Origin of the sequence: Aeromonas lacus, from assembly GCF_000764665.1 — a bacterium.
Lineage (GTDB): Bacteria > Pseudomonadota > Gammaproteobacteria > Enterobacterales > Aeromonadaceae > Aeromonas > Aeromonas lacus.
Genome location: NZ_JRGM01000136.1, coordinates 81,721 through 97,964 on the forward strand (window position 1 = coordinate 81,721; position 16,244 = coordinate 97,964).

Consider the following 16,244-nt stretch of genomic DNA (forward strand, 5'->3'; position numbering starts at 1 on the left):
GTTATGTATCTGAAGCGAACCATCCTGGCCTGTCTGCTGGTTGCCGCGAGCCCGACTCTGCTGGCCGACCAGCTGCGGCTTAAAGCCGGCTATCCCGAGAGTTATGTCGTGCAAAAAGGCGACACATTGTGGGATATCTCCGGCAAATATCTCTCCGAGCCATGGCTATGGCCCCATCTCTGGAATATCAATCCGCAGATTGCCAACCCGCACTGGATCTACCCGGGTGACGTGCTGCAACTGAGCTGGGTCAATGGCGAACCCCGTCTTGGCAAGGCGATGCAAGGGGGCAAGCAGGTCATCCGCCTGAGCCCGAAAAACCGCTACGAGAGCAAAGCCAATCCTATTCCCACCCTTCCTATCAGCGAGATTGGCCCGTTTTTGCAGACCGACCATATTCTTGCCAACGCTCAGGAAGGCAAAAAACTGCCCTATCTGCTGGGGTCGGATGAGAAACATATCGGTATGCTGGAGGGGGACACCCTCTATGTGCAGGGGACTTTGACCCCTGGCCAGATGTATGGTGTGTACCACCTCGGCGCAATCTACAAGGATCGTGATACGGGCGAACTGCTTGGGCAGGAGGCCGTGCTAACCGGTATCGTTCGCGCTGTGGCGCGCCTGGATGGTGATCGCACCGAAGTGACTCTGACTCACAACCAGAGGGAGGTGTTGCAGGGTGACAAGGTGATGCAGCTACCCGAGCAGGAGAGCATGCCTGCCGTATTCATGCCAAAGGCGGCACCTGCCATCCAACCGGGCTATATCGTCGACCTGCCAAGCAAGGTGCGAGGCGGCGGCAAGTTCGATGTGGTGCTCATCAACAAGGGGAGTCGGGATCAGCTGTCGGCGGGTGATGTGCTCGATATTCGCCGTCCCGGTGCGGCACTGGTGACCAAGAACGGTACTGTCCAGTACAAAGAGCTCTCGTCGGTCTACAACAAGGTGTTTTACAGCAGCAACAAAAAAGCGCCACTGCCTTCCGAAGCGATTGCCCGGGTCATGCTGTTCAAGGTGTATGACAAGCTGAGTTACGGCCTCATCATGCAGAGCAAGGACATGGTGAGTACTGGTTATCAGGTAACTCACTTCTGACCGTGCACTATCCTGACGATCGCCTTGCACTCTGGCTCGCGCTGGATGCCGTCACCGGGATTGGCCCGGTGACGGCATCCCGTCTGTTGGAGCGGGTTGGCGGCGATATTCAGCAACTGTTTCAGTGTGACGAAACGCAGTTGCACCAGATGGGGCTGGCGCCAGAGCAGATCCGCCAGTTGCGCTGGCCATCACCTGTTGTCGAGCAGAGCCTGATGTGGGCTACCCAGCCCGGCAATGCACTACTCCCGCAGGATCATCCCGCTTACCCTGCCTTGCTCAGGGAGATCCCCGCCGCCCCCTTGCTGCTCTACTGCCGTGGCGAGCTTTCTGCTTTGTCTCTTCCACAGCTGGCGATGGTGGGGACCCGCCATCCAACCTATGCCGGCAAGGATAATGCAGCCCGTCTTTGTAGCGAGCTGGTTGGCTGTGGCTTGGCAATTACCTCGGGTCTCGCGCTTGGCATCGATGGCGTCTGCCATCAGCAGGCCCTGACCGCCGGAGGCATGACCTTGGCGGTGCTGGGGTCTGGGCTGGATCAGCTCTATCCCAAACGTCATCAAGCGCTGGCTGCGGCGATACTCGAGCGGGGCGGCGTATTGATTTCCGAGCTGGCGCCGGACAAAGGTCCGCTGGCTGAACATTTTCCCCGCCGCAACCGTATCATCAGTGGCCTATCCCTTGGCACTCTGGTGGTTGAGGCAACCGAGCAGAGTGGCTCGCTCATTACGGCGCGCTATGCGCTTGAGCAGGGGCGTGAGGTATTTGCGGTGCCCGGAGCGCCGCAAAACGGGCAGGCAACCGGGTGCAATAAATTAATTCAGCAGGGGGCCAAACTTGTGTTGAGTGCGGCCGATATAGTGGAAGAGCTGCCCGAATGGGCAGTGCGGTTGCCGGAACCGGTCGTATCATCTGAGCAATCGCATAATAGCGAATTGCCTTATGCAGATTTGTTGGATAACGTAGATTACGAGCCCACAAGTGTGGATACCGTCGCCGAGCGGGCCCAGCTTCCTGTCGAAGTGGTATTAGGCAGGTTGGTAGAGCTGGAGCTGGCCGGAGCAGTCACGGCGGTCGCCGGTGGATACGTCAGAGCGAGGAGGGTGAATCATGTTTGATGTATTGATGTACCTTTTCGAGACCTACATCCACAGCGATGCAGATGTGATGGTCGAGCAGAATGAACTCACCGACGAGCTGAGCCGTGCCGGCTTTGACAAGGAAGAGATCGAGAAGGCGCTGACTTGGCTGGAGCGGCTGGCCAACCTGCATGACAGCGAGCGGGAGGTCTATGTAGCCGCCAGCGCGCAAGGCTCCATGCGTATCTATGCTCCGCAAGAGCTGGCTCGTCTCAGCACCGAGTGCCGCGGTTTCCTGCTGTTTCTGGAACAGGCTCAGGTGCTTAACGCCGAGACCCGCGAGATCTGCATCGAGCGCCTGCTCGAGCTGGATAAGCCGGACATCGAACTAGATGATCTCAAGTGGGTCGTCATGATGGTGCTATTCAACGTGCCGGGCAGTGAAAATGCCTACCAGCAGATGGAAGAGCTGGTGTTTGACGAGTCAGACGGCGTCATTCACTGACAGTCCGGTGCCGCGCTGGTAGAATTCAGGCCATCTGGATTTCAAGGCGCGGCCCATGTCAAAAATCGATCATCACCTCTTTTCAGCCCACGAACATGCCTTCGAGCGCGAGCCGTGCCCGCAGTGCGGGGCCGAGCTGGTGATCCGTCAGGGCAAACATGGCCCCTTTCTCGGTTGTTCTGCCTACCCCGCCTGTGACTATATTCGCTCCCTGACGCCATCCGGCCGCGATATCGAGAAGGTGCTCGAGGGCTCTGCCTGTCCCGAATGCGGTCAGCCGCTGGCGATCAAGAAGGGGCGTTATGGTCTGTTTGTCGGCTGTACTCACTATCCGGCCTGTCAACATATCGAATCCCTGCAGGAGAGCGACGATACCCAGATCCTCTGCCCGGAGTGTGGCAAGGGCCATCTGGTGAGCCGCACCTCCCGCTACGGCAAGCAGTTTTACTCCTGCGACGGCTATCCACACTGCAAATATGTGGTGAATGAGAAGCCGGTTCCCATGCCTTGCCCGCAGTGTGGCTGGGGCATCATGGTGGAGAAAAAGGTGCGGGGAACGCTGCGCTGGGTCTGTCCGCAAAAGAAATGCGGCCATCAAAGTGAGCGGGTATAATCGCGCCGCCATAACGGAACTAAAACGTTTTCGGCGAACTTCAACCTCCCACTTGGAGTAAGGAAATTCCCACCATGAAGAAACCCTTTGTTGCCGTACTGATGGGCTCTGACTCTGATTTCCCCGTGATGCAAGCCACCCTTGAAGTGCTCAAGTCGTTTGATATCACAGTGGAAGTCAAAGTGACTTCAGCCCACCGGACTCCGGCTGCGACCCACCAGTATGTGACCGATGCCGAGGCCCGTGGCTGCAAGGTATTTATCTGTGCTGCCGGTCTTGCTGCCCATCTGGCAGGGGCAGTTGCAGGTATCACCACGCGTCCCGTGATCGGGGTGCCCATCGATGGTGGCCCGCTGAAAGGGCTGGATGCGCTGCTCTCTACCGTGCAGATGCCGGGCGGCGTACCGGTAGCGACGGTTGCCATCGGCAAGGCGGGTGCCAAGAATGCCGGATATCTGGCAGCTCAGCTGCTGGCTGTCGCTGACGACGAGCTGGCCGCAAGAGTGCGTGCCGAACGCCAGAAGAGCGCCGAAGAGGTGATGGCGAAAGATGCTGCCTTGCAGGCGCAGCTTAAGTAAGTTTCTAGGTGGCCGCCAGTTGCACGGTGCTCCCCTCCGGGGCGCCGGGTTTGCAACGGTGGTCATTGTGTTGATAGCAACCCAATGATGAGGCGGCAGCTGGACTGCCGCATTTTTTCTGATGCAAAACGAATTTGAACAAGCGGTTGCCGCGCTCGAGAACGAAGGGGTGATCGCCTATGCGACCGAGGCGGTCTTCGGTCTGGGTTGTGATCCGGATTCTGAACTGGCCGTGCAGCGTCTGCTTGATATCAAGCAGCGCCCGGTGGAGAAGGGCTTGATCCTGATTGCGGCCGAACTGGGGCAACTGCTCGATTATATCGACCTGAGTCAGCTCACCGCAGAGCAGCTGGCTCGGGTTGAGGCCAGCTGGCCAGGCCCCTTTACCTGGATCATGCCTGCCAAGCCCGACACACCCTCATGGCTGACCGGTCAGTTCGATACGCTGGCAGTGCGGGTCACGGCGCATCCGCAGGTACAAGGGCTGTGCCGCGCCTTTGGCAAGCCGCTGGTCTCTACCAGCGCCAACCTGACTGGTGAAGAGCCGGCTCGCCGCGTGGCCGATATCGGCGAACTGCTGGCAAGCAAGCTGGCTTATGTCCTGCCGGGTGAGGTGGGTGGGCAAGCCAACCCCTCGGAAATCAAGGATGCCAGAAGCGGCGCAATCATCCGCCCTTCCTGAATGGCAGACCGCTTTGCGGCCATGCCGGCGGGCTAGCCCGTCTGTAATATCACTATAAAAATGAGCGGGACTCTGTAGATCCCGCCTGAGCTGGAGACAAGATGAGCAAACCGGATGTGGCCCGGGTCAAGGCCTTTCTGCTGCAGTTGCAGGACGAGATCTGCCGTGGCCTGGAGCAGGGCGATGGCAGCGGACACTTTGTGGAAGATGCTTGGAGCCGTGATGGCGGCGGCGGTGGTCGCACCCGCGTGCTGCGCCATGGTGCAGTGATCGAGCAGGGCGGGGTCAACTTCTCCCATGTGTATGGGGATGCCATGCCGGCTTCTGCCACCGCTCATCGACCCGAACTGGCTGGTCGCAAGTTCGAGGCGATGGGGGTCTCTCTGGTGATCCATCCGCACAACCCCTATGTGCCGACCAGCCACGCCAATGTGCGCTTCTTTATTGCCGAGAAGGAGGGTGAAGAGCCCATCTGGTGGTTTGGCGGTGGTTTTGACCTGACTCCCTTCTATCCGTTCGAAGAGGATGTTCGCCACTGGCATCAGGTTTCTCACGACCTCTGTCAGCCGTTTGGCGCAGATATCTATCCGGAGTTCAAATCCTGGTGCGATCGCTACTTCTTCCTCAAACATCGGGACGAGACACGCGGTGTCGGTGGCCTCTTCTTCGACGATCTGAATCGTTGGCCATTTGCCGACAGCTTCGCCTTTATGCAGGCGGTGGGTAACGGCTACCTTGCGGCCTATCTGCCGATTATCGAGCGACGCAAAGATCTTGCCTATAGTGAGCGGGAACGGGAGTTCCAGCTCTATCGTCGCGGACGTTATGTGGAGTTCAATCTGGTGTTCGATCGGGGTACTCTGTTCGGGCTGCAAACCGGTGGCCGTACCGAGTCGATCCTGATGTCGATGCCACCGCTGGCTCGCTGGGAGTATGACTGGCAACCGGCAGCAGGCAGTCCGGAAGCCTTGCTCTACAGCGATTACCTCAAGCCACGCGAGTGGTTGTGAACGAAGGGGCCATAACGGCCCCTTTTTGTTGGCCGATATTCGACTTGTTCCCGCAGGGGAAAAACCGTTAAATCGGGAGATTGCCCTATAAAGGAACTGTTTGATGGATCGTTATCTGGTTTTTGGCCACCCGGTGCGCCACAGTAAATCCCCTTTCATTCACACCCTGTTTGCCAGACAGACCCAGCAAGAGCTGGAGTATGGGCTGGCCGAACCTGCGGTGGATGAATTTGCCAACACTCTGCGGGACTTCTTTGCTCGGGGCGGCAAGGGCTGCAACGTCACCGTGCCGTTCAAGGAGCAGGCATTCGCGCTGGTTGATCGGCTGAGCCCAAGGGCCAAACGGGCGGGGGCAGTCAATACCATCAAACTGACCGATGATGGTGTGTTGCTTGGGGATAACACCGATGGTGCCGGGCTGGTGGCGGATCTCAAGGCTCATGGCGTGATGTTGACCGGCAGCCGGATCCTGCTGCTGGGGGCTGGAGGCGCCGCTCGAGGTGCTCTGGCTCCACTGCTGGCTGAACATCCGGCCGAGGTGGTGATCGTCAACCGTACCCACGCCCGGGCAGAACAACTGGCTGCCGAATTCCGCGACCTGGGTAGTGTCAGCGCCCTGACGTATGAACAGCTGGCCGGTCATTTCGATCTTGTTATCAACTCCACATCGGCCAGTCTGCAGGGTGAACTGCCGCCGCTGGCTCCCGGTCTGATCCACGCCGATATTGCTATCTACGACATGATGTATGGTGCAACGGATACCCCCTTCATTGGTTGGGCCAAGCAACATGGCGCCCGTCAAACCATGGATGGGCTCGGCATGCTGGTCGAACAGGCTGCCGAGGCGTTTACCGTGTGGCGTGGAATCCGTCCCGGGACTAAACAGGTATTGAGAGAGTTGAAGCGTAACTTGGGGGTGATATGAACCAGGGTATTCTGTTTCCTGATCTGATGGAGTGGCAGGCCCAGGAGATGCGGGTGCATTTTCCTGCCCAGCAGATGGGGGCACTGATCAACTGCTATATCAGTCTGCGTCGGTTGGAGAAGATGACTGGTCTGGCTCTGAGCCGAGAGGATGACATCCTGCGAGCGTTCGAAAGCGTGCGTTTTGATATTGAGGATTTTGTGGAAAAACTCATTGAAGAACAATCGTTTGCTGAAGATGGCGCCATCTATCTGTAGATTTTCAAAGTTTTTTTCCTTTGCAGCGGAACTTTATCGATTTTCTGCTGACTAACTTGATAGTTGAGGAAGTGCTAGCTAGTCACCTTTATAACTCCCCAGTATTCGTACTGGGGATTTTTTTATCTATTTGAAATAAAAGTGTTTTTTATAAAGCAAAAAGTCATGAAACTAAATTACATAAATTACTTTCACTTTTTGCTGCTTTGCTGTACAGTTGTCTGCGTAGGGTACAGAGGTAAGATGTTCTATCTTTCAGACCTTTTATTTCACGTAATTGAATGTGGCTGAATAGCGGCCCCGATGAGTTTCTCGTCGGGGTGTTTTTTTATGCGCAGCATTTAGAGTAAAAGCTTTAATTTGTCGATGCATTTGCTAAAATGGGGTCGATTCTTGAGGTACACCGGTCGTCTGGTGCTCGAGATTCAGCTTCTTCCCAATTTTTGAACTTATTGTTTAAGGCTGGATGGCAGAACTGTCGTCCGGCCTCATTTTTATCCCTTCTCTGCCAGATCTGTAATTAAATTTCATTTTTGGTTGTTTTTGGTGATTTTCATCCCCGATATGGGGGCAGATATGAAAACGATATCAAAAACATGAAAGGTTAATTCTTGTCGAGAATTAATTTCCTATCTATATGAATTTCAACCACTAACTCGCTCTTGCCAAGAGTGATATCTGATGTGTTGGCTGGATTGTGAGGACTGTAGGGATCTGAAAGTCTTTCAATCAGCGGAGGGGGACTCCGCCAATTGCGAGACTAGCGAGGAGTGGATCACTCCCCGGTGGGTTCTTGCTCATCCGTTGCGATGTGAGAGTCATCGGCTCCGGTGACATACCAGTTGGTCAGGGTCTGTGCCAGTTTTTCTACCCCGATATTGCTGAGGGAGGAGAAGGCTTCAACCTGGATCTGGGAACCCAGACTGGCGACGGCCTGACGCACCTTGATCACCTGATTGTTGCGCGGGCCAGGGCTCAGCTTGTCGGCCTTGGTCAGCAGCAGCATAACCGGCAGTTCGCGATGAGCGCTCCACTCCAGCATGTTCATGTCGGTATCTTTGAGCGGATGACGGATATCCATCAGGATTACCAGTCCTTTCAATGACTCACGACGCTGCAGGTATTCTGCCAGTGATTTTTGCCACTTGAGCTTCATTTCCAGCGGAACCTGGGCATAACCATAACCCGGCAGGTCGACCAGACGTTTGCCCGGTTCCAGCTCAAACAGGTTGATCAGCTGGGTGCGGCCGGGGGTTTTACTGGTTCGGGCCAGGTTCTTGTGTTTGGTTAACGTGTTCAATGCAGATGACTTACCGGCGTTGGAACGGCCAGCAAACGCGATCTCGACACCCCCATCATTTGGCAGGTGGCGGATGTCGGGTGCGCTGGTCACAAAATGCACCTTATTGAAATTGAGAGTTTGTGTATCCAACGTAAATTCCCCATGGAGATAGAGGGTTATAGAGTTACTTTTTTGTAAAAAGGTGTAAAATGGCGTCGCTTAAACGCGTTTATTTTAACATGCCTTCAGCGGCATGGGATCTGGAAGCCTAATAACTAAAAGTTGGAACGCCATGAAGAACCTAGTCATTACTCTTGCTCTGATGGTTGGCGTAACGGGGATGGCACAAGCCAAAGGCGATGCCGCTGCGGGACAGGCCAAGGCTGCAGTTTGTGCGGCTTGTCATGGACCGGACGGAAACAGCCTGATTGATATGTACCCCAAAATTGCTGGTCAGCACGCATCATATATCAAAAAGCAGTTGGTTGAACTGAAGGCTGCCGCTTCTGGCCAAATTGGTCGGGTTGCGCCCGTTATGGGGCCGATGGCTCTGCCTTTGTCGGATCAGGACATGGATGACCTGGCGGCTTACTTCTCCAGCCAGAAAGTGACTCCGGTGGCCGTTCCTGATGACGTTGTTGCTGCAGGCAAGGCGCTTTATATGGGTGGCGACATGAGTCGCGGCCTGCCAGCCTGTACTGCTTGCCACGGACCGCGAGGTTCCGGGGTTGAGCAGGCCAAATATCCCAGTCTCTCCGGGCAGCACCCTGCCTATATCAAAGCGCAGCTGACCGGTTTCCGTGCCGGTACTCGGGACAACGACCCGAATGGCATGATGCGCGACGTTGCCAAGAAGCTGACTGATCAGGATATCGATGTGTTGTCCAAGTATGTTGCCGGACTGCACTAAGCTGATTGCGTTACCTGCAATTGATGAGAAACGGGGAGCTTGGGCTCCTCGTTGTTTTTATGGTTTCCACGTCATTCTCGGTTTAATCCTCTCGTTATGTAAGAGATCCTCCATTTTCGCAGCAGGCCAAGGCTCATAGATTTGTATAAAATTTAAAATAAATGATATTTATCAATCTGTTATGCTTTTATTGCGGTTTTCTGCGGTATTGGGATGTATTCAGGTAGATTGAGCGCCTTTATAGAGCTGATACATTAAGTTCAATGGATTTATCCACGGAATGGATAGCGGTTTCACAGTGGGATGCTGTGAGCACAGGATGTTTGGCATGGCGGGATGCCGTGGGTTCGCAAGAACTGGCAAGGGATTGAAAGATCAGGATGGTGACCATCTCCGGAGCGGGATGGGGTTGCGGGATGCAGGCTCCCCGGCACGATGGCAGGATGCGGTCGGAACGGGTCAAACAGGCACACGCACATTCAGGAACGACCACAAGAAGGTCAGGATGACCATATAAAGATATGATGTGGCAACAAGTCGTCATGGACGGGACAAAACAGACTGTTTTGCCATTCAGGATGATCCTCACACAGACATATCAAGGCAGCTTCGGCTGCCTTTTTTCTTATTGGGTCATTAACCCGATCAGCCTTTCTGTGTCAAAATACCAGCAATATGCCCAGAGGATACCGATCCTGCGGTGTTCAGTGGCCCTAAAGGGCCGGATTGATGCGGGATCCTGCTGATGTTCCGGTTTCACTGTTCCCCAGAATTGCATCCCGCCGGGTGAGATCATCCCGGAGTCGGGCTCAATCCAGTTATTTTTCGGAGTTATCCATTCATGTCTGCCAAACAACCCAATCGCAAGCCTGCTGGCAAGCGCAAAGAATCAGAAGCCAGTGCTCAGGAAGGTCGTGAGCGGAAACGTGCGGCCAAGCGCAAGGGCTTGAAAGCGGGCTCTCGCCAGCAAGTCGAGCAGCAGAAAGGCAAGTCAGCCGGCAAACAGGCCAAGGATCCGCGTATCGGCTCACGCAAGCCGGTCGCGTTGATTGTTGAAGAGAAGGGCACCAAGTCCACCGTATCCAAGGCGGTAAAAGAGAAGAAGCTGGTGATGACTCCGGAGCAGGAGCTGGCATCCATCGAGAATGATGACCGTCTCAATGATTTGCTGGATCGTCTCGATGCCGGTGAAACTCTGGAGGCGGCTGAGCAGGCCTGGGTTGACCAGCGGGTTGATCGTTATCAGGAGCTGATGGATGAGCTCGGCATCATCGACAACGACGATGATGAAGAGGCTGACGAAGCCTTCGAGGAGAGCGACTATGAAGAGTCGTTCCAGCCGGCTTCCGAAGATGAGTTGTGGGATCGCTTTACCCAGGTCGATTATCAGCCCGAGACCAAGCCTGAGCCGAAGAAGAAGTGATGAGTGGATCGATGCTGGCCGCCCTGTCGGGCGGCCTGATTTTGTCCGGGCTGGCCATTTATGCAGGTATGCTGCTGGCCAGACTCCGGCGCCAGCAGGTGATGCAGTGGCAGGCCATTGCAGCTCGCAATGAACGAATCCTGGAGAGCGTGCGGGTCATTGCCCATGCGGTGCAGGAGGGGCAGTGCGACTACTCCGAAGGAGCCATTCGGCTGACCAATCTGCTGGATGCTCTGCAGATCAAGGATGGGCGCCCTTTTGCCAGCGAATTTCCCGGTCTCTACGGGTTATACGAGAAGGTGAAGGATATGCCGACCCATGAGGCGCGGCGTGCACTCAAGCGCAATGAAGTGATGAAGATGGATCTCGAGCGCAGCGGTTATGAGGCCGAGCTGGAAGCCCAGATCCTCAAGGATGTGGCACAACTGAAGGATTTTCAGTTAAGCCGATAAGCCATTGATAACAAAAAGAGAGGAAGCGAGCGTGCAAGCAGGACAGATTGTGTGGGATCAGGCCCTGATCGAAAAATATAACTACAGCGGCCCGAGATATACCTCCTATCCCACGGCACTGGAGTTCAACGAGAACTTCGGTTACCCGGATTTTGTTCGCGCTGCCGGGCAGTATCCCGAGCGTCATCTTTCTCTCTACGTTCACATCCCCTTCTGCCATAAACTCTGTTACTACTGTGGCTGCAACAAGGTCATAACCCGTCATCAGCACAAGGCTGACGAGTACCTCGACTATCTCGAACGGGAGATCAAGGCGCAGGCTCCGCTATTCAAACAGCGGCTGGTTACCCAGCTGCACTGGGGCGGTGGCACTCCTACCTATCTCAATGAAAGCCAGACCCGGCGTCTGATGGCCATGCTGCGTGAGCACTTCCATTTTGCCGATGAAGGCGAATTCAGTATCGAAGTCGATCCGCGCGAGATAGAACTTTCGATGCTGGATGTGTTGCGAGCAGTCGGTTTTAACCGTATCAGTCTCGGCGTGCAGGACTTCAACAAGGATGTGCAGGTTGCCGTAAATCGCGAGCAGGATAACGACTTCATTCGTGCCATGCTGGAACGAGCCAGAGAGCTGGGCTTTCGTTCAACCAACCTTGACCTTATCTATGGTCTGCCGCATCAGAACAGGGAGAGCTTCCACCATACGCTGGAAGAGGTGCTCAAAACAGATCCGGCGCGCCTCTCCATCTTCAACTATGCCCATCTACCCAGCCGCTTTGCTGCGCAGCGCAAGCTGAAGGAAGAGGATATGCCTGCTCCGCAGGAGAAGCTGGCCATGTTGCAGGGGACTATCGAGTTCCTTACCGGTCGCGGTTACCAGTTCATCGGCATGGATCACTTTGCCAAGCCGGATGATGAGCTGGCTGTGGCACAACGCGAAGGCAAGCTGCATCGCAACTTCCAGGGCTATACCACCCAGGGGGATTGTGATCTGCTTGGGCTGGGCGTCTCCTCCATCAGCATGATCGGCGATGCCTATTCGCAGAATCAGAAAGAGCTCAAAACCTATTACGCTCAGGTTGAGGAGTTGGGGCATGCGCAATGGAAAGGGTGCTCGCTGAATCAGGATGACCTGATCCGTCGTGAAGTGATCAAGCGGCTTATCTGCGACTTTCGTTTGAACTTCGCCACCATTGAGCAGACATTTGGCTTGGATTTCAAAGAGTACTTCGCCGAGGATCTCAAGCTGCTACAGACCTTTATCGACGATGGGCTGGTGCGTATGACGGATTCGGGGCTCGAGGTATCTTCCACAGGGCAGCTGTTGATCCGCAATATCTGCATGTGCTTCGACCTCTACCTGCGCAACAAGGCTCGCCAGCAGCAGTTCTCTCGCGTTATATAAGTTTTTGTTTGCAGCTCAGAAAACAGAAAAGGGCGCCATCAGTGGCGCCCTTTTCATATGTAGTGTGCTTGAACTGTGACTTAGGGAGGTTTTGGCAAGAAGGCGCTGCGATGAGGCAAGCAATTGCACAGTGAAACGCAGATAAAAAGATGGGGGCGACTTGCGTCGCCCCCGGTAGTCGTATCGCTCTAATCCTTGAACGAAGTTGCTCCCTGCAATCCCTGACTGTTTACCTCTTCCTTTAGGTTTCCCCTTCCCAATCCTTTGGGGTGTCCTTTAGCCATCTTGGCCTGACGAGTCATCCTTTCCCGCCGCACTTTCTCCGTCCTGGGAGGTGTCCTTTGCCACGTCCTGTGACTAGTCCATTTGCCCAACCCTGGCAGCCAGTCTTCCTGACCGACTTCATTGCGTCCGTGCATGAGTAACTATAAGGATTTTCCGAGAGGCGACAATGGCAAGTTGGAAAACGTTTTTGTGTTGATAGTTAACGAAAGCAATCTCTTTCGATTTATTTGATATAAAACATTGTGTTATTGAAATTTACTACTGTTTTTAAGACGTTATCTTCCGATTATTTCGAGAACATTTTGAGCTTATTGCTCACATCTTTAATGGCTGATCTCTTACGCGGCATTATGGTTGCTGTGGAAACAAATATGTCGTCCTGATGGTGATGTCTTTCACCAACAGGAAAAGGGGAACTTGAGCAAGAAAAGGCGGGGTCAGGAGCGCTGATTGAGGCGTTCGTATATGGTCTGCCGCTCTTCAGGGCTGAGCGATGAGAAGTAGTGAGTAAAGAGGCGCAGCAGCAGAGATTTGTTCATGCCGTCCTGCTGGGTCAGATTACCCAACTCATCGATGGCGACGGTACTCATGGAGAAGGTCGCCTTCTTGTAACTGGGCTTGAGGTGTTCACCGCTCTCGATGAAGGCCAGTGCCGTCAGGGCTTCGTCCCGGTGCAGGCTCAGCTCCAGACTGACGACCTTGGGCTTGCCTTTGGCGTAGAACTCCGCATCTTCGATAAACTCGTCGACGGTAAAGTTCTTCTGGTGATGAAGCTGGTGCTTCTTCTTCAGATCGGCCAGACCCATCTCATACCCCCACTTGCAGGAACTCTTTGGCGATGGCACGGATCTCTTCGGCGGATTTGCCATCCGGCTCGATCTCCATCACCGACAACCCCTTCTCCTCGCTGTCGTCGTAGACGTTGCGGCCATAGGTGATGGCATTGAGCACATCTACCCCAAAGGAGGAGCAAACCTCTTTCGCTTCAAGAATCCGTTTCACCTGATTGGGCAGGGAAGGGCACTGGGTCAGCACCACAGCCGCATTGAGGGTCGGGTTGACCATCTTGCAGGTGGTGATGAGATCTTCCATATGGGGCAGGGTCTTGAGATCCCGACGTTTGGGGCGCAGCGGTATAAGAGCGTGGGTGGCGACTGCCATGGTAGAACGTAGCGCCCGGTTGTCTTGTCCACCACAGTCAACGATGACGTAGTCGTAGCGGTTTTTCAGGCTGAGCAGGTCGTTGCGGATATTGCCGTAGAGCTGGACGCAGTTGATTTGTGGCAGTTCCGGATTGTCGTTGCGCTCCTGGATCCAGTCGGAGGTGGTGCGCTGGGGATCGCAGTCGACCAGCAAAACTTCCCCCTGAAACTGGGATCTGAGGTAGACCGCCAGATTTTGCGCCAGGCAGCTCTTGCCACTCCCTCCTTTTTCTCCGCCCACCAACAAGATCATGACGTTCCCCTATCCATGAGAAAACCGCTGTTTTCAGTATAGGAGGGGCTGCTCTCATAACAAGGCAGGAGGTGGTTTGCCTCCCGCCCAATCTATCAGTAGTGCTGACTACCGCCGCTGGAGCGGCACACATAGTCGGGTACCAGCGTCTGGGGAGCCTTGTCGACATGGCATACCACCATGGGCATGGCCGGGGCTCCTTCTGCCTGCGTGAGGCTGGGTACGAGAGGCAGCAACAGGGTTGCGAACAGCAGCATGGACTTCATTTTCATAACAACTCCTTGGTAACACCATTCATACGTGATCTGGATCACTTTTTGAGTTAAGCCGAGGTTCGACCCAGCGCAAGGAAGAGCGAATAAATTCAGCCAATGAAAAAACTCTCAAAATGAACCTGACGTCAGGCTCTGAATGTCTGGCGGCCAAGATGCTGACTTTGTGCATATTAATGAGCAACAGATAGCTGGGCGGTAATGATATGAGCCGCAGTGCGACCAAGCTGGCGTGAATGCCATGATCTGGGACAAGAAAACAATTATGCAGAGTGAGAAGGATGGGTGACTTTTTATTTATTGGTTAGAGGCGATGAGAGGGTGACATTATTCATAATAGTGCATGGTAAATTCACAGAATATTTTTGATTTAATTTAACCAATTGAAATTAATGATATTGTCTTTTTGTTTCTATCCATTTTGAGAGTGACGCCATGAATGAAATGGCTTTCAATATGAAATATAAAGGGCTTTTTTTAAGTATGTATGCGGGCTTGGTGAATAAGAGAATGTGGGATCTGTTACCCCTATCAAAGATCTTTTCATGAATTTATTCAGTTCTGGGTGAATGTGATCAATCTCTAAGTTTGCAGTGATTGGCAGGTCTAACCTCGGTCTCGAAAGGCAAGGGCAGGATAGAACATAAGCCGATTACCCTACATAAAGAATATCCCGCCTTAGCCACGAGCATGAATAGAAGGAATCTATTCAATCACTCGCAGGGACCACTGCTAGACGGAATATAATCATGAGCAAATTTTATGTAGGTTCTGAAGTTGGCCAATTGCGCCGTGTCATGTTGCACCGCCCCAACCTCAGTCTGAAGCGTCTGACCCCTTCCAACTGCCAGGATCTGCTGTTCGATGACGTCCTGTCTGTTGAACGCGCCGGTCAGGAGCACGACAAATTCGCTCAGGTACTGCGCGATCAGAATGTCGAAGTTTTCCTGCTGACCAATCTGCTGGCCGAGACCCTGGATGTGCCGGAAGCCAAAACCTGGCTGCTGCAACATCAGGTCTCCGACTATCGCCTCGGTTCTTCTTTTGCCAACGACGTGCGCTGCTTCCTGGCTGACATGCCGCACCGCGAACTGGCCCGCATTCTCTCCGGCGGCCTGACCTACTCCGAGATGCCCTACAGCGGCGTCAACATGGTAGTAGGCATGCACGCACCGACCGATTTCATCATCGAGCCGCTGCCCAACCATCTCTTTACCCGTGACACATCCTGCTGGGTTTACGGTGGCGTCTCCATCAACCCGATGGCCAAACAGGCTCGTCGCCGTGAAACCAACCATGTGAAGGCCATCTACCGCTGGCACCCGATGTTTGCCGGTCAGGACTTCATCAAGTACTTCGGTGACGAGGAGCGCGACTACGACAACTCCACCATCGAGGGTGGCGACGTACTGGTTATCGGCCGCGGCGCCGTGCTGATCGGCATGTCCGAGCGCACCACCCCGCAAGGTGTCGAGCACTTGGCTCGCAGCCTGTTCAAACATGGTCAGGCCAAGCAGGTCATCGCCATGGAGCTGCCGAAACACCGCAGTTGCATGCACCTGGATACCGTCATGACCCACATGGATGTCGACACCTTCTCCGTCTATCCGGAAGTCATCCGCAAGGACGTGCAGTGCTGGAGCCTGACTCCGGGCGGTGCTACCGGCATGAACATCAAGGAAGAGGGTTACTTCGTCACCGCTATCGAGAAAGCACTGGGCGTAGATCAGCTGAAGATCATCACCACTGGTGGTGACAGCTTCGAAGCCGAACGCGAGCAGTGGAACGATGCTAACAACGTGCTGACCGTACGTCCCGGCGTGGTGGTGGGTTACGAGCGCAATACCTACACCAACGAGAAATACGACAAGGCCGGTATCACAGTTCTCTCCATCCCGGGTGACGAACTGGGACGTGGCCGCGGCGGCGCACGCTGCATGAGCTGCCCGATGGAACGCGACAGCATCTGATGAGACGGCGTGGCGCTGGCAGAAGTTGGCGCCACACAGAACCAAA

18 protein-coding genes are annotated in these 16,244 nt (G+C 54.5%); 14 read left to right on the forward strand and 4 right to left on the reverse strand.

Annotated features, from left to right (window positions below; genetic code table 11):
• Positions 1 to 3: 3 nt before the first annotated feature.
• From LG31_RS0112355 to LG31_RS0112395, 9 genes are all read left to right on the forward strand, one after another.
• Entirely contained in the window at positions 4 to 1,095 is a 1,092-nt protein-coding gene (locus tag LG31_RS0112355) for a LysM peptidoglycan-binding domain-containing protein (protein WP_033114774.1), read from the forward strand.
• A 2-nt stretch (positions 1,096 to 1,097) separates the two neighbouring features.
• Positions 1,098 to 2,213 (forward strand): DNA-processing protein DprA, encoded by a 1,116-nt coding sequence (dprA, locus tag LG31_RS0112360; RefSeq protein WP_033114775.1) that lies wholly within the window; start codon positions 1,098 to 1,100, stop codon positions 2,211 to 2,213.
• Positions 2,206 to 2,679, forward strand: coding sequence for a DUF494 family protein (locus LG31_RS0112365; protein WP_033114776.1), 474 nt, complete (start codon positions 2,206 to 2,208; stop codon positions 2,677 to 2,679). The genes dprA and LG31_RS0112365 overlap by 8 nt, the downstream gene beginning before the upstream one ends.
• A 55-nt stretch (positions 2,680 to 2,734) precedes the next feature.
• Positions 2,735 to 3,292: a DNA topoisomerase family protein gene (locus LG31_RS0112370; protein WP_033114777.1), complete on the forward strand. Its 558-nt coding sequence runs from the start codon at positions 2,735 to 2,737 to the stop codon at positions 3,290 to 3,292.
• A 74-nt stretch (positions 3,293 to 3,366) separates the two neighbouring features.
• A complete protein-coding gene (gene purE, locus LG31_RS0112375; protein ID WP_033114778.1) occupies positions 3,367 to 3,870 on the forward strand; it encodes a 5-(carboxyamino)imidazole ribonucleotide mutase in 504 nt (167 codons plus the stop codon).
• A gap of 121 nt (positions 3,871 to 3,991) precedes the next feature.
• Positions 3,992 to 4,552 carry an L-threonylcarbamoyladenylate synthase type 1 TsaC gene (gene tsaC, locus LG31_RS0112380; RefSeq protein WP_033114779.1) on the forward strand — a complete coding sequence of 187 codons (561 nt, stop codon included), beginning with the start codon at positions 3,992 to 3,994 and terminating at the stop codon, positions 4,550 to 4,552.
• 101 nt (positions 4,553 to 4,653) lie between these two features.
• On the forward strand, positions 4,654 to 5,562 hold the full coding sequence (gene hemF, locus LG31_RS0112385) for an oxygen-dependent coproporphyrinogen oxidase (RefSeq protein ID WP_033114780.1): 909 nt from the start codon (positions 4,654 to 4,656) through the stop codon (positions 5,560 to 5,562).
• 103 nt (positions 5,563 to 5,665) lie between these two features.
• Positions 5,666 to 6,487 carry a shikimate dehydrogenase gene (gene aroE, locus LG31_RS0112390; RefSeq protein WP_033114781.1) on the forward strand — a complete coding sequence of 274 codons (822 nt, stop codon included), beginning with the start codon at positions 5,666 to 5,668 and terminating at the stop codon, positions 6,485 to 6,487.
• Positions 6,484 to 6,744 (forward strand): DUF1488 family protein, encoded by a 261-nt coding sequence (locus tag LG31_RS0112395; protein WP_033114782.1) that lies wholly within the window; start codon positions 6,484 to 6,486, stop codon positions 6,742 to 6,744. Before aroE ends, LG31_RS0112395 begins: the two co-directional genes overlap by 4 nt.
• 775 nt (positions 6,745 to 7,519) lie before the next feature.
• Here LG31_RS0112395 and yihA read toward each other — a convergent pair.
• A complete protein-coding gene (yihA, locus tag LG31_RS0112400; RefSeq protein WP_033114783.1) occupies positions 7,520 to 8,176 on the reverse strand; it encodes a ribosome biogenesis GTP-binding protein YihA/YsxC in 657 nt (218 codons plus the stop codon).
• Positions 8,177 to 8,318: 142 nt separating this feature from the next.
• Here yihA and LG31_RS0112405 point away from each other — a divergent pair, with 142 nt between their 5' ends.
• From LG31_RS0112405 to hemN, 4 genes are all read left to right on the forward strand, one after another.
• On the forward strand, positions 8,319 to 8,936 hold the full coding sequence (locus LG31_RS0112405; RefSeq protein WP_033114784.1) for a c-type cytochrome: 618 nt from the start codon (positions 8,319 to 8,321) through the stop codon (positions 8,934 to 8,936).
• 841 nt (positions 8,937 to 9,777) lie between these two features.
• On the forward strand, positions 9,778 to 10,359 hold the full coding sequence (gene yihI, locus LG31_RS0112420) for a Der GTPase-activating protein YihI (protein ID WP_033114787.1): 582 nt from the start codon (positions 9,778 to 9,780) through the stop codon (positions 10,357 to 10,359).
• Positions 10,360 to 10,370: 11 nt separating this feature from the next.
• On the forward strand, positions 10,371 to 10,811 hold the full coding sequence (locus LG31_RS0112425) for a DUF2489 domain-containing protein (protein WP_033114788.1): 441 nt from the start codon (positions 10,371 to 10,373) through the stop codon (positions 10,809 to 10,811).
• 31 nt (positions 10,812 to 10,842) lie between these two features.
• Positions 10,843 to 12,216: an oxygen-independent coproporphyrinogen III oxidase gene (gene hemN, locus LG31_RS0112430; RefSeq protein ID WP_033114789.1), complete on the forward strand. Its 1,374-nt coding sequence runs from the start codon at positions 10,843 to 10,845 to the stop codon at positions 12,214 to 12,216.
• Between the two features lie 722 nt (positions 12,217 to 12,938).
• Here the strand turns inward: hemN and LG31_RS0112435 are convergent.
• The 3 genes from LG31_RS0112435 to LG31_RS21440 form a co-directional block, all read right to left on the reverse strand.
• Positions 12,939 to 13,307 carry a hypothetical protein gene (locus tag LG31_RS0112435; protein ID WP_033114790.1) on the reverse strand — a complete coding sequence of 123 codons (369 nt, stop codon included), beginning with the start codon at positions 13,305 to 13,307 and terminating at the stop codon, positions 12,939 to 12,941.
• 1 nt (position 13,308) lies between these two features.
• Positions 13,309 to 13,956 carry an AAA family ATPase gene (locus LG31_RS0112440; protein ID WP_033114791.1) on the reverse strand — a complete coding sequence of 216 codons (648 nt, stop codon included), beginning with the start codon at positions 13,954 to 13,956 and terminating at the stop codon, positions 13,309 to 13,311.
• 95 nt (positions 13,957 to 14,051) lie between these two features.
• Complete coding sequence (locus LG31_RS21440; RefSeq protein ID WP_167334757.1) at positions 14,052 to 14,228, reverse strand: hypothetical protein; 177 nt, start codon at positions 14,226 to 14,228, stop codon at positions 14,052 to 14,054.
• A 749-nt stretch (positions 14,229 to 14,977) separates the two neighbouring features.
• On the opposite strand from LG31_RS21440, the gene arcA reads away from it, so the two are divergent.
• Entirely contained in the window at positions 14,978 to 16,198 is a 1,221-nt protein-coding gene (gene arcA, locus LG31_RS0112445; protein WP_033114792.1) for an arginine deiminase, read from the forward strand.
• The last annotated feature ends 46 nt before the right edge of the window (positions 16,199 to 16,244 follow it).